At 43.7% G+C, this 12,780-nt stretch carries 13 protein-coding genes; all 13 read left to right on the forward strand.

Annotated features, from left to right (window positions below; translation table 11 throughout):
- The first annotated feature begins 1 nt into the window (after position 1).
- The 13 genes from ACXJY6_RS03105 (at position 2) to ACXJY6_RS03165 (ending at position 12,750) form a co-directional block, all read left to right on the forward strand.
- On the forward strand, positions 2-1,267 hold the full coding sequence (locus ACXJY6_RS03105) for an ABC transporter substrate-binding protein (RefSeq protein ID WP_458767342.1): 1,266 nt from the start codon (positions 2-4) through the stop codon (positions 1,265-1,267).
- Positions 1,264-1,959: a GTP-binding protein gene (locus ACXJY6_RS03110; protein WP_456050505.1), complete on the forward strand. Its 696-nt coding sequence runs from the start codon at positions 1,264-1,266 to the stop codon at positions 1,957-1,959. The genes ACXJY6_RS03105 and ACXJY6_RS03110 overlap by 4 nt, the downstream gene beginning before the upstream one ends.
- Positions 1,956-2,978: an ATP-binding cassette domain-containing protein gene (locus tag ACXJY6_RS03115; protein WP_458767343.1), complete on the forward strand. Its 1,023-nt coding sequence runs from the start codon at positions 1,956-1,958 to the stop codon at positions 2,976-2,978. Before ACXJY6_RS03110 ends, ACXJY6_RS03115 begins: the two co-directional genes overlap by 4 nt.
- Positions 2,979-2,989: 11 nt before the next feature.
- A complete protein-coding gene (locus tag ACXJY6_RS03120; RefSeq protein WP_456050503.1) occupies positions 2,990-3,232 on the forward strand; it encodes a hypothetical protein in 243 nt (80 codons plus the stop codon).
- Positions 3,233-3,553: 321 nt separating this feature from the next.
- A complete protein-coding gene (locus ACXJY6_RS03125; protein ID WP_456050502.1) occupies positions 3,554-4,810 on the forward strand; it encodes an amidohydrolase family protein in 1,257 nt (418 codons plus the stop codon).
- 555 nt (positions 4,811-5,365) lie between these two features.
- The gene (gene hybO / locus ACXJY6_RS03130) at positions 5,366-6,511 is read left to right on the forward strand and encodes a hydrogenase 2 small subunit (protein ID WP_456050501.1); all 1,146 of its coding nucleotides are present in this window, start codon (positions 5,366-5,368) and stop codon (positions 6,509-6,511) included.
- The gene (gene hybA, locus ACXJY6_RS03135; RefSeq protein ID WP_458767344.1) at positions 6,511-7,512 is read left to right on the forward strand and encodes a hydrogenase 2 operon protein HybA; all 1,002 of its coding nucleotides are present in this window, start codon (positions 6,511-6,513) and stop codon (positions 7,510-7,512) included. The genes hybO and hybA overlap by 1 nt, the downstream gene beginning before the upstream one ends.
- Positions 7,505-8,689, forward strand: a complete 1,185-nt coding sequence (gene hybB / locus ACXJY6_RS03140; RefSeq protein ID WP_458767345.1) for a Ni/Fe-hydrogenase cytochrome b subunit — start codon at positions 7,505-7,507, stop codon at positions 8,687-8,689. The genes hybA and hybB overlap by 8 nt, the downstream gene beginning before the upstream one ends.
- Before the next feature lie 40 nt (positions 8,690-8,729).
- Entirely contained in the window at positions 8,730-10,430 is a 1,701-nt protein-coding gene (gene hybC, locus ACXJY6_RS03145) for a hydrogenase 2 large subunit (RefSeq protein WP_458767347.1), read from the forward strand.
- Position 10,431: 1 nt separating this feature from the next.
- The gene (locus ACXJY6_RS03150) at positions 10,432-10,941 is read left to right on the forward strand and encodes a HyaD/HybD family hydrogenase maturation endopeptidase (RefSeq protein ID WP_456050497.1); all 510 of its coding nucleotides are present in this window, start codon (positions 10,432-10,434) and stop codon (positions 10,939-10,941) included.
- Complete coding sequence (locus ACXJY6_RS03155) at positions 10,932-11,186, forward strand: HypC/HybG/HupF family hydrogenase formation chaperone (RefSeq protein ID WP_458767348.1); 255 nt, start codon at positions 10,932-10,934, stop codon at positions 11,184-11,186. The genes ACXJY6_RS03150 and ACXJY6_RS03155 overlap by 10 nt, the downstream gene beginning before the upstream one ends.
- Positions 11,173-11,646, forward strand: coding sequence for a [NiFe]-hydrogenase assembly chaperone HybE (hybE, locus tag ACXJY6_RS03160; protein WP_458767426.1), 474 nt, complete (start codon positions 11,173-11,175; stop codon positions 11,644-11,646). The genes ACXJY6_RS03155 and hybE overlap by 14 nt, the downstream gene beginning before the upstream one ends.
- A gap of 15 nt (positions 11,647-11,661) precedes the next feature.
- Positions 11,662-12,750: a hypothetical protein gene (locus ACXJY6_RS03165; RefSeq protein WP_458767350.1), complete on the forward strand. Its 1,089-nt coding sequence runs from the start codon at positions 11,662-11,664 to the stop codon at positions 12,748-12,750.
- Positions 12,751-12,780: the final 30 nt, after the last annotated feature.

The raw sequence follows: 12,780 nt of genomic DNA on the forward strand, positions 1-12,780 counted from the left end.
AATGATAGATAAACAAAGTACCTTATTCGAGATTACCGATCGTTACCCAGAAACCATTGCTGTGTTTGTGTCGAATGGTTTTCCGCAAATGAATGATCAAGTGATGCGTACCAGTATGGGCAAGAGTATTTCTTTAGCCAACGCGGTGATGATGAAGAAAATGGACCTCGATGCGTTTACGGGTTTATTGGAAGAAGCCATCTCAAGTAATTCAAATGAAAGCGATGTTACGTTGATTGAGAATAAAACCAGTGCGGCAGGTGCAAGTTCGTTGAACGTAGTCGGTATCTTACCTTGTCCGATAAGAATTCAATTGATGGAAAAATGGAATTCGTTTTTAAAACAACGCCAAGAATCAGGCCAGCCAGAGATAAAACACGAACTCAAAGCGGCATCTATGGGGCTAGATTGGGTTCAGAAGAATATCGATGGCGTTAATGATCCCGACTTACTGCCGGATTTGTTTCTGTCGGCGGGGTTTGACATGTTTTTCGACCAGCAACGTTTCGGTCGCTATCGACAGCAAGGCATGTTTGCAGACTTGACTGGGATTGATGACTACAATTCTGACTTTTCGGGATTAAATATTAAAGATCCCAAAAAACACTATTCCATACTTGCAGTTGTACCAGCGCTGTTTCTAATCAACACCGCAGAGCTTGGTGACAGACCAATGCCTTCTTCATGGGCTGACCTTCTAGACCCACAGTTTGAAAACAGCGTCTCTCTTCCGGTATCCGATTTCGACCTGTTTAATGCGATTTTATTAAATATTCACAAAATGTATGGCGATGATGGTGTACGTGCGTTAGGTCGCAGTTTACTTGAGTCAATGCACCCTGCAGAAATGGTAAGAAGTGAACGGCGTAAACAGCGCAAGCCGGCAATTACTATCATGCCTTATTTCTTTTCAAAAATGGTGAAAGGCGACGGACCACTGCAAGCGGTATGGCCACAGGATGGTGCAATCATCAGTCCTATTTTTATGCTGGCGAAGTCTGAGAAAGCCGAGCAGCTTAAAGATATTGTCGAATTATTTGCTTCAGAAGATGTGGGTGACTTGCTCGCCGGCCAAGGGTTGTTTCCGAGTACTCATCCGAAGGTTACGAATGTGCTGCCGGAAGCGCATCCATTTATGTGGCTGGGGTGGGATTATATCGAACAAAACGATCTCTCGTCACTTATCAGGCACTGTGAAACGTTATTTACAGCGGAAAGTGGTGCAAGTGGGCAGAAGAATTGTAATAGCGGAGGGTGTTGTAAGTGAATTTAGTCACTGTATCGGGTCCACCGTCCTCGGGCAAAACCGCAGTCATTGTTAAAACCGCAAACGCATTGAAAGCGAAAGGTTTAAACATTGGTGTGGTTAAATTTGACTGCCTCTATACCGATGATGATTTGGTGTATAAAAAAGCTGGGATTCCAGTCAAAAAAGGGCTGTCCGGGTCTATGTGTCCCGACCATTACTTTGTCAGCAATATTGAAGAAATCGTCAAATGGGGATTATCACAAGAGATGGATTTACTGATCAGTGAATCTGCTGGCCTATGTAATCGGTGCTCTCCTTATGTCAAAGAAATCAAAGCGGTATGCGTGATCGACAACCTAAGTGGAATCAACACACCCAAAAAAATTGGGCCAATGCTGAAATCAGCCGACATTGTTGTGATTACTAAGGGCGATATTGTGAGTCAGGCTGAACGGGAGGTGTTTGCGTCCAAAGTAAACTTGGTGAACCCAGCCGCGACAATCATGAATATTAATGGCTTAACCGGTCAAGGTTGTTTTGAGCTAAGCACGTTACTCCATAGCGAACAAAGTGTAACAACGGTTGTAGGTAGTGAGCTTCGATTTACTATGCCGTCGGCACTTTGTTCATATTGCCTTGGTGAAACTCGCATTGGTGACAGTTATCAGATGGGTAATGTGCGTAAAATTGATATGGAAGACAACTCATGATTGAACGTACTCAAGTAGAACATCGAAGTGTTGCGTCGTTGTTATTCGATTACCCATTTCTGACCACGTTTTTCAGTGATAACCAGCTAAAACTAAATGACGATGAACAACGCACAGTGTTGGAGTATTTGAATCAATTTGACGAGATTGAGCAGGAGGATAGAGCAATCGATCCAAATGTTTTGATTGACCAGATGACGGGCTTTATCAATCAAATGCTTCAGTTTTTAGGTCAAGATGATGACGTGCGCTCAATTACCTTACTGGCTGGAACCGATAAATCTGGTACCGATGAAGGCTTTACCTCGCTAACCATTAAAAGCGGCGAAATCGTCTCTATTGTGGGCCCAACGGGTTCTGGTAAGAGCCGGTTATTGGGGGATATTGAATGGGTCGCTCAGGCGGATACCCCGACGGGAAGAAGAATACTCATCAACGGCGATATTCCTGATCACTCTTGGCGATTCTCCACAACTAAGAAATTGGTCGCTCAACTATCGCAAAATATGAATTTTGTTATGGATTTAGAAGTCCGAGAATTTGTGTCGCTTCATGCTGCAAGCCGTTTAGTGCAAGACGCGGATGAAATAGTCGACCGCATCATAGCAGAAGCAAACGATCTCGCGGGTGAACCGTTCACGCCGGAAACTCCAATTACCAGTTTATCGGGCGGACAATCTCGGGCACTGATGATTGCAGATACCGCGATTTTAAGCCGGACACCGATTGTGTTGATTGATGAAATTGAAAACGCTGGAATCGATCGTAAGCGAGCGTTAAAACTGCTGCTGGCTGAAGACAAAATTGTGCTGATGGCAACCCATGATCCTATTTTGGCGCTTATGGCTGACCGTCGATTGGTGATAAAAAATGGTGGTATCGCGCGTGTACTCGATACTTCGGACCAAGAGCGTCAACTACTCGGAACACTTGAGAAGCTTGATCAAACACTAATGGGATATCGCAACCAATTACGATTTGGTGAGTCGCTGACCCTAATAGATAACAATGATAACTAGAGGAAATTAAGATGCACGATGGATGTTCTGCAGAATTTGAAGACGGCAAAGCAGTTGTAGATAAAGTTAGAATGATGGGGTTTTCTGAACAATCGATGCCAATAGCGATGACCTTGGATTGCAAAGGCTGCCGTACTCAGTTTGAGATGGAGACATTTGAAGCGCAATGTCCGGAGTGCGGCGCAGTACATGCAGTAACACCTTGTCACGCTTTCGATCCTGACAATGTACAATCGGCAGGAGTCGGTTATTAAACGCTAGACTCTCTGATACCCGTTGATACAGGATAAGGAAATATCTTTATCCTGTTTTATCGAGCGAATTCCTCACCTCTGCCTACCTTACGTTTCTTTTGACGTCGTTCGCCTAATACACTCTAACAATATAAATACGAAAGAAATGCTCAACCCAAAAGACCAAGGCATTGCCTAGTTCGTCACCTCGGACAAGATATTTGCATTCAATCACGAAAAACTGTTTTGATTGTTGAGGAGTCGCGATATTCTGGAGGGTCGAAAAGGATTTTAGTTTGTTGGAACTTCACTATAGTTCCTTATTGGTAGGGAGAGTAATCAATGAAAAACACTACAATTCTAAAGGGAAACATTCTCTATACCGCAATCGCAGATAAGTTTGATGTCTATCCAGAAAGCTATATTGTTGCGATCGATGGCGTCATTAAAGGAATTTATCGCGAGCTTCCACAAGAGCATAACGATGATGTGGTGATAGATTATGGTAATCGGTTGATTATCCCAGGTTTTGTCGACTTACATTTACATGCAGCTCAATTTCCGCAATGCGGTATTGGAATGACTCACCAGTTACTGCAATGGTTAAATGATTATACGTTTAAGCTAGAGAAGGAATATCAGGATCCCGAATTTGCACGAAAAATTTATGCTCGCTTTGCTGATAAGCTAGTCGCGAGTGGGACATTAAGGTCGTGTATATTTGCTTCTTCTTCAACTGAAGGTACGGAGATTCTATTTGACGCGTTAAGGGACCGGGGTGTCGGAGCCTTGGTCGGGAAAGTCAATATGGATACCAACGCGCCAGAATTTATCATTGAGACAATTGAGGACTCGATAACAGGAACAGAGTACTTAATCGAGAAGTACAAAGACGAGGCGTTAGTGAAGCCGATTATCACGCCACGCTTTGCGCCAACGTCGACACCAGAGTTACTTAAACGGTTAGGTGAACTGGCGTTAAAACATAATTTACCAGTGCAATCTCATTTGAGTGAGAATCTAGATGAAGTCAACTGGGTTAAAGAACTATTCGAAGATGCAGAAAGCTACTCCGATGTTTATCATAAGCACCAGTTATTTGGACAAACACCGACGCTGATGGCCCATGCCATTTATCTCGACGATAAAGAGATCGAACTTGCTAAGAAAAACAAGGTGTTCTTAGTCCATTGCCCTGATTCAAATATCAATGTGCGCAGTGGCATCATGCCGGTTAGACAATATCTAGAAATGGGGATGAAACTCGGTTTGGGCAGCGATATAGCGGGTGGACACAAACTGGGTATGAACGAAGCCATTACTCGAGCTATTCAATTATCGAAATTGTACAGTCTAGAGCATCCTGAAGATCGCCCGCTTTCTATAGCTGAAGGGTTTTATTTAGGAACGAAAGGTGGTGGTGAGTTCTTCGGCAAAACTGGGAGTTTTGAACAAGGTTATGCACTTGATGCTTTGGTGATTGAAGATGATGATTTTACCGCTGAATGGTATTCGTTAGAAGATAGGCTAGAGCGGTTTATTTATACCGGAGATGATCGCAACATTGTTGCTCGTTATGTTGAAGGAAATTCAATTTAAGTGTGGCTATCTTATTTAATGCTTAATTCATAACATCTTAGTATTTTTAATGTTGATGGATGAGAATAATAATATATCTCATCCATTTTTTACATTGTCTTCTATTTTATAGATATTCTTAGCCCTTCTTATAATTTTAATGTTATAAAAACTTATTTTTTAATAACGTAATTACATTTCACTTATATAAAATGTTTTAATGTTATTGTTGAAAATATATATTTGGTTATATCAAAATCTATTTTGAAACTATTATTTAATAATTTTTCGACTCTTAACGACCATGTTGATAATCGTTATCATAATCATTACTTATTATCTTTTAATTAATATTAAGCAATGAATAATTAGTTCATATCGTGATTATTATTAGCGTCTTATATAAGGGAAATAGATTTTGATATGTGCATTGAATTACTAATTAATAATATGACCATGACCACTTTATATTATTTATAAATAACCATACTAATGCCCCTGTTGAAAAGCATTTCTCAATACTTGTCTGTAAATCACTAAAACTATTTAATTTAATTACGTACAGGAGCATCAGTTATGGATGGCTACGATACCCTTGAGAGTAACGGAATAACGCGTCGCTCGTTTATGAAATTTTGTGCTGGTCTCGCGGCTACTATGGGAATTCATAATGCGTCTGCGGCTCAAAAAGTTGCTGATGCTCTCGTGAGTAATAAAAGACCTCCAGTAATTTGGATTGGTGCTCAAGAGTGTACGGGATGTACTGAGTCCTTGCTTCGCTCTACTCACCCGACGGTTGAAAACCTAATACTCGATATGATTTCACTGGAATATCACGAGGTACTTTCGGCGGCAGCTGGTCATCAGGTTGAAGAGAATAAACACCGCGCAATAGAACAATACAAAGGCGAATATGTGTTGGTGGTCGATGGTTCGATTCCGACAAAAGATGACGGTGTCTATTGCATGGTTGCAGGTAAACCAATCCTTAAACATATCGAAGAAGCAGCGGAACACGCCGCTGCGATTATTGCGATAGGGTCTTGTTCTGCTTGGGGTGGAGTGCCGTCAATTGGTGTAAATCCAACCGACGCGCGTTCACTTCAAGATATTTTACCCGGCAAAACCGTTGTTAATATTCCAGGGTGCCCACCGAATCCACATAACTTCTTAGCGACTGTCGCACACCTAATTACCTTTAATCGCCTGCCAGGGTTGGATAATAAAAATCGACCAGAGTTTGCTTATGGCCGACTTATACACGAAAACTGTGAACGCCGACCTCATTTTGATGCTGGCCGTTTTGCCAAAGAGTTCGGTGATGAAGGACATCGTCAGGGCTATTGCTTGTATAAGTTAGGCTGTAAAGGGCCAGAGACTTATGGAAACTGCCCATCGCTTGAGTTTTGTGACATTGGCGGTGGAATCTGGCCGGTTGGAATCGGACATCCATGTATTGGTTGTAACGAAGAAAATGTCGGCTTTAGTAAAGGCATTCATGAACTGGCGAATGTGACATTGGCTACGCCTCCAGAAGCGCTTCCTGAGGTTGATGTGGTGGTTGGAACAGGACCGACCCCGACTGCAACCGCTATTTTAGGTGGTATTGCCGGCCTTGCAGCTGGTGTTAGCTTGGTTACCGCAAGAGAAATGACTCGCCAACAGAGGAAGCGAGCATATTCATCTTCTGCTCCTGCTGCTCCGAAAGAAGAGGAGTTCTAATGGAACGAAGAGACTTTCTAAAGCTCGCTGCGAGTGGCGCGGTGATTGCTACCAGCGCACCGACAAGTGCTCGTGAATCCCATCCTCCTTTGCCTAATGCAGTCGGAATGCTGTATGACTCGACGCTGTGCATTGGCTGTCAGGCGTGTGTTGTTAAATGTAAAGACGTCAATCATATGCAGCCTAGCCCTGATGGTGGTGCAGAGCAGTGGGAGATGAATGCCAACCTGTCGCCTTATGCGTTAAACGTTATTCGTCGCTATGACTGTGGAGATGGCTCGGTCAAAGACGATCCAACCAATGGTTATTCTTATATTAAACGTCAATGCATGCACTGCGTCGATCCAAACTGTGTATCGGTTTGCCCAGTGTCGGCGATGACTAAAGATCCCGTTACTGGCATTGTTTCGAATGATCCCGATATCTGTACTGGCTGTCGCTATTGCATGGTTGCCTGTCCATATAATGTTCCCAAATATGAATATCACGACCCCTTTGGTCAAATCCAGAAATGCGAACTGTGTAATCAACCGGGCGTAGAGCGTATCGACAATGGATTACTGCCTGGGTGCGTTGAAGTGTGTCCGACTGGAGCCATTATTTATGGAACGCGTGAAGAGCTTTTATCAGAGGCAAAAAGACGCTTGATGATGAAACCCGGCGATATTTATGAGTATCCACGCGAGACACTTTCCGCGGGTCTAGAACATAAAAAAGCGATCCCGAGCTACTACGATAACGTTTATGGTGAATTTGAAGGTGGTGGCACTCAGGTATTGGCATTAACCGCGAGAAAACCCGATGCGTTAGATTTACCAGATTTGCCTAAACAAGCTTACGGTGCGCGTTCCGAAACAATTCAACATACTCTCTATCAAGGAATGATGTTGCCGTTTACTGCGTTAATGGGGCTTATGTATCTAACCCGGAAGAATATGTATAAAGAGCCGGGAGAAGATAAGACGCTAGATAACGGTAACAAGGAGGATCATCATGAGTGATCATCATAAAATAAATCCGTTAGGTGGACGTTTGCTCACTCGCCCCGTCATCTTTTTTGGATTTTTCGCCTTCGTATGTTTTCTGATCATTATTAAACGAATGGTGCTCGGGTTAGAAGACGTGACCAACTTAAATGGGGGCTATCCTTGGGGAATCTGGATCGGCTTTGATTTGTTGGTAGGAACCGGCTTTGCCTGCGGTGGTTGGGCTCTTGCGTGGATCGTTTATGTGTTTAACAAGGGTGAATATCATGCGTTAGTTCGCCCGGCGTTATTGGCGAGTTTATTTGGATATGCGTTGGGTGGTTTATCGATTCTGATGGACATGGGACGCTGGTGGAACCTGCCTTATTTCTACCATCCCGGTTATTTCAATGTGAACTCAGTGCTGTTTGAAACGGCAGCGTGTATGACGGTTTATATCTTAGTGCTTGGATTAGAATTTGCTCCCGCGTTACTCGAAAAACTTGGGCTTAAGATTCCGTTACGCGTATTGAATAAATTCTTATTTGCAGTGATTGCGCTAGGGGCTTTGCTGCCAATGATGCACCAGTCTTCAATGGGATCTCTCTTCGTTTCCGCAGGCCATAAAATTCATCCTTTGTGGCAAAGTTATGAGTTCTTGCCGATCTTCTCATTGCTTGGCGCTCTGATTATGGGCTGTTCCATTGTGATATTCGAAGGTGCACTCGTTGCCGCTGGGCTCAAAGATCGTATGCCTGATGAACGTCCATTGATGAATAAGTTAATCTCATTTATTCAAGTATTGGTCGGGATGTTTATCATTTTACGTCTTCATTCCACCAATATCGCTCATAAGTGGGATTATGTTTTTGAAGGCGATATCTACAGTTGGCTATATATTGCAGAACTTGTATTGATCGCTTGGCCAGTCATCTTGGTAAAACGGATTAGAGATAACGGCGGGCTGTTATTTTTAGCTGCATTGAGTCTTTTAGTCGGTGCTGCTATGTACCGAATTGACTTGGCCATCGTTGCTTATCATCCGGGGCAAGGTTATCAGTACTTCCCATCTTTAGAAGAAATACTGCTTTCTTTCGGACTTGTTGCTATTGAAATTGTGGGGTACATCCTGCTGATCAAATTGCTGCCAATACTACCGGGTGCAGCAACAACCAACCGAATTAATCAAATTAAACAAACGAATAAAGCCTAGATGGCCTCAATCGATTTAAAGAATTTTAAAGGAACTATTCATGAGTCAACGAATTACTATTGATCCAATTACTCGTATTGAAGGCCATTTGCGTATTGACTGTGAAATCGACAACGGTGTTGTGACCAATGCTTGGTCTTCGGGCACGATGTGGCGTGGCATGGAAGAGATCTTAAAAGGACGTGATCCTGTCGATGCATGGATGATTACGCAACGCATATGCGGAGTTTGTACTACTGTACACGCTCTGGCTTCAGTTCGAGCCGTTGAAAGTGCACTCGAGCTCAAAATTCCCGTTAACGCACATCATATTCGCAACATCATTTCTGCGGCGCATAGTATTCATGATCACGTGGTTCATTTTTATCAACTCTCTGCTCTAGACTGGGTCGATGTCGTTTCTGCACTTTCTGCTGATCCGAAACAGTGTGCTGAAATTATGGAACCACTTTCTACTTGGTCGTTAAATTCAGTACAAGAATTTACCAAGGTGAAGGCGAAGCTACAGGGGCTAGTCGATAGCGGTCAACTTGGTATTTTTGCTAATGGCTACTGGGGACATAAAGAGATGAAGCTTTCCCCTGAAGTTAACTTAATCGCTGTCGCGCACTACTTACAAGCTTTAGAACATCAGCGCAATGCTAACCGTATTGTTGCCGTCTTAGGTGGGAAAACGCCCCACATTCAGAATCTGGCCGTGGGCGGAGTAGCAAACCCAATCAATTTAGACTCCGAAAGCGTTCTTAATATGGAACGTTTGATGCTGATTAAGTCATTTATCGACCAACTTGATGAGTTTATTGAGCAAGTTTATAAGGTCGATGTGGCTATCGTCGCGGCGAATTACCCTGAATGGTTATCGATTGGCAAAGGGGTAACGAACTATTTAGCTATGCCAGAGATCCCAACCAATGCAGAGGGGACTGGGTTTAGAATGCCAGGCGGTTATTTCGAAAATGCTGATTTGTCTACATTCAAATCCATCGATAGCCATCAAGATCAGTATTTAATCGATGGCATCGCCGAAGGTAGCAAACACGCTTGGTACAAAGAAGATGGGCCATTTCACCCTTGGGAAGGTAAAACCAACCCGGATTACACCGGTTTCGAAGATGACGGTAAATACTCTTGGGTGAAAGCTCCAACTTTCTACGGTAAGCCGGTGCAGGTTGGTCCTTTAGCGCAAGTGTTCTGTGCGGTTGTTGCGAAAGATGAAATGACGATTACCCATTTGAATGATGTTCTTGGTGCGTATGAAAAACTCACTGGTGTAAAACCAGAGCTAAGTCAGTTGCATTCTACATTAGGTCGCCATGCTGCGCGCGCGGTTCGCTGCGGAGTATTGAAAGACGTATTACACCAAGAATGGAAAGCTCTGATCGACAATATCGCTACTGGTGATACCGAGACCTATATCAAACCAGAATTCCCAGAAGGTACGATTAAGGGCGTTGGCTTCCTAGAAGCACCTCGTGGTCTGTTGTCCCATTGGATTGTGATTGAAGATGGCAAAATTGAAAACTATCAGGCGGTTGTCCCTTCAACTTGGAATTCCGGCCCGCGTAATAACGATGGACAACTTGGGCCTTACGAGCATTCACTAATCGGGACGCCCGTTGCAGATCCTGACAGGCCGCTAGAGGTGATACGCACTATCCACTCATTTGATCCTTGTATGTCATGTGCAGTGCATATTGTTGATACGCGCGGGAAGGGCATTATGGAAATTAAAGTGGTATAGAATGAAAGACTGCAAACCAAATATCTTAGTGTTAGGGGTGGGTAATATATTACTAAGTGATGAATCTGTAGGTGTCCATATTGTTGAACAGCTTGAAGATACCTTTGATTTTCCGAGTGGTGTTGAAGTCGTCGATGGCGGCACCGCGGGAATGGAGTTGCTTGATTACATTGCCAGTCGTGACCACGTTATTATTATTGATGCGGTGTTAACCGGAGCCGATCCCGGCACGGTTGTTGTTTTAAAAGATGACGATGTTCCAGCACTGTTTAACAATAAAGTGTCACCACATCAGCTCGGACTTTCCGATTTACTCGGCTCATTAAAACTCACTGATGAATCTCCAAACCACATCTATCTTGTTGGGGTGGTACCGGAGTCGGTTGAACCCGGCTTGGACATGACCCAAACAGTGATTAACTCTATGCCAACGATGAAAAAGTGCGTACTCGATTACCTCACTGAAATAGGCGTTTACCCAAGAACGAAAACGAGCACCACATGTGTATAGGGTATCCAGCAAAAGTAGTTACATTGTCACATGATGGTGTGGCAGCAGTAGTGGAAACGCGGGAAGAGCAGCAAACCGTTAACCTGATGATGCTTGAAGAAGTTGTCGAAGTCGGAGATTACTTGATCATTCAAGTTGGTGGATTTGCCGTAGAAAAAATGGAACAAGATGAAGCTCTCAATGCGATTGCTTTAATTACTGCCATTGAAGAGGGAGATATTGAACGTGCCAATGAACTCTATTGAAAACCCTAGTGTGGTAGTGACCCAGGTATTCAACAATATTTATCACACTGAAATGAAAGCTCTTCCTTTTGTTAATACGAACTTATCGGTCGAATGTATTGGCTTTGCTCTGCACGAAGAGAATTGGCTTGGAGTGCTGTTAACCCCATGGTGTATGGACTTGCTGCTATTTCCTGGGCCTGGTCGAGAATGGTCGCAGTCACTTAATGTCGGCGACAAAATGGGGCTGACGCTGGGTGAAAACCAATATACTTTTTTCGCCAGTTATCATGAAGAGTTGGGGCAATACTTGTCGTGCTCGTTGTGCTCTCCGGTAAAACACTTAACCACTCATTCGGCAGCTAAGCAGCTGGCGATCGATATTCGCCGCCTGATTGTCGCGCTTCCGCTTGATACTGTGGATGATAAGTCACGGCGTCAGTTGTTTACTAAGTTGGTCAATCCAACGCCAGCGTTATAGTCGAGGCGAAGTGACGTGGACGAGTTAACCAAACCCGAAATGCCAAACAGTGCTATTGCCTCTACAGGTAAGATAGAGATTGAGCTGCATTTAATCGCTAAGGGCTTATCTGAACTAAGACTGGTTGAGCGGTTAACTATACAAAATAGCCGACCTCAAAATCTCGGTAAACTACTTGTTGGATTGACACCCGAACAAGCATTACAAAAGATTCCTGTATTGTTTTCTTTGTGTTCACAAGCACAACAGGCAGCGGCTTATAGCGCGTTGGCCGGAGCAAAAAATATTGCGCTCGAGCCAAATCAACAATCGATCTTGGTCGAACGTTGTAGCTTGGAATGGGTCAAGGAGCACAGTTGGCAACTATGGATGATGATGCGTGCATTATTTGGCGACGATTACGCTAAAAGCGAGAGTATCGCGATTACCCAACCGTTGCTTAAGCAATTACAGCAACAGCCGAATTTGTCATTAAGCTCACCATTACCAACGTCAAGTGACATCGATTGGGAGGCGATTAAAGGTTCAATGACAGCTATGTTTGGCGTAATGCCGAGAGAGTTCTTAACCCTTTCTTGGTCTGAGCTCATGCGCTGGGTGAAAACCAACGCACCTTATGCGACCTTATGGTCGTCAATGCTAGATTTAGGAAGCGTGCGGTTGGGGTCATTTGAGCATTGGGATCCTCTACTTGAAAGTGGCCCATTGAATAGAGCACACCCACGCCATCCGCTTGTGGAACAATCATTGACACTCTGGGGGCCAAGTGTTGTTACCCGCGTATTGGCGAAATTGATCGAATTGGCGCAAGCCTGTGTAAACCCACAGATTGCATCACCGATTGTTCAGGGACACGCTCAATCGTCGCGCGGTGAGTTAATACATACCGTATCGCTAGACCAAAATGGAGTGATTGAAAGCTATGACATAAATGCACCAACTGACCGACATTTTGGCCGAAATGGGCTAATGGCAAAATCGCTACTTGGCCAGACTATTTCGGAGAATCAACTTAACATGGTGAAACAACTAATTTGGGCAGTCGACCCTTGTGTTGACTTCAACGTGACGTTTCTATTCGGAAATAAAAAAATTCAGAGCTAATTATTTTATCGGGACTCAACCTATGAGCGA

The sequence above is a fragment of the Vibrio phycocola genome (genome assembly GCF_054404255.1).

Bases quoted from the DNA above. Each gene is read 5' to 3' on its own strand.
- ACXJY6_RS03105 (WP_458767342.1), top strand. From the start codon at position 2: ATGATAGATAAACAAAGTACCTTATTCGAGATTACCGATCGTTACCCA.
- ACXJY6_RS03115 (WP_458767343.1), top strand. From the start codon at position 1,956: ATGATTGAACGTACTCAAGTAGAACATCGAAGTGTTGCGTCGTTGTTA.
- ACXJY6_RS03120 (WP_456050503.1), top strand. From the start codon at position 2,990: ATGCACGATGGATGTTCTGCAGAATTTGAAGACGGCAAAGCAGTTGTA.
- ACXJY6_RS03125 (WP_456050502.1), top strand. From the start codon at position 3,554: ATGAAAAACACTACAATTCTAAAGGGAAACATTCTCTATACCGCAATC.
- hybO (WP_456050501.1), top strand. From the start codon at position 5,366: ATGGATGGCTACGATACCCTTGAGAGTAACGGAATAACGCGTCGCTCG.
- hybA (WP_458767344.1), top strand. From the start codon at position 6,511: ATGGAACGAAGAGACTTTCTAAAGCTCGCTGCGAGTGGCGCGGTGATT.
- hybB (WP_458767345.1), top strand. From the start codon at position 7,505: ATGAGTGATCATCATAAAATAAATCCGTTAGGTGGACGTTTGCTCACT.
- hybC (WP_458767347.1), top strand. From the start codon at position 8,730: ATGAGTCAACGAATTACTATTGATCCAATTACTCGTATTGAAGGCCAT.
- ACXJY6_RS03150 (WP_456050497.1), top strand. From the start codon at position 10,432: ATGAAAGACTGCAAACCAAATATCTTAGTGTTAGGGGTGGGTAATATA.
- ACXJY6_RS03155 (WP_458767348.1), top strand. From the start codon at position 10,932: ATGTGTATAGGGTATCCAGCAAAAGTAGTTACATTGTCACATGATGGT.
- hybE (WP_458767426.1), top strand. From the start codon at position 11,173: ATGAACTCTATTGAAAACCCTAGTGTGGTAGTGACCCAGGTATTCAAC.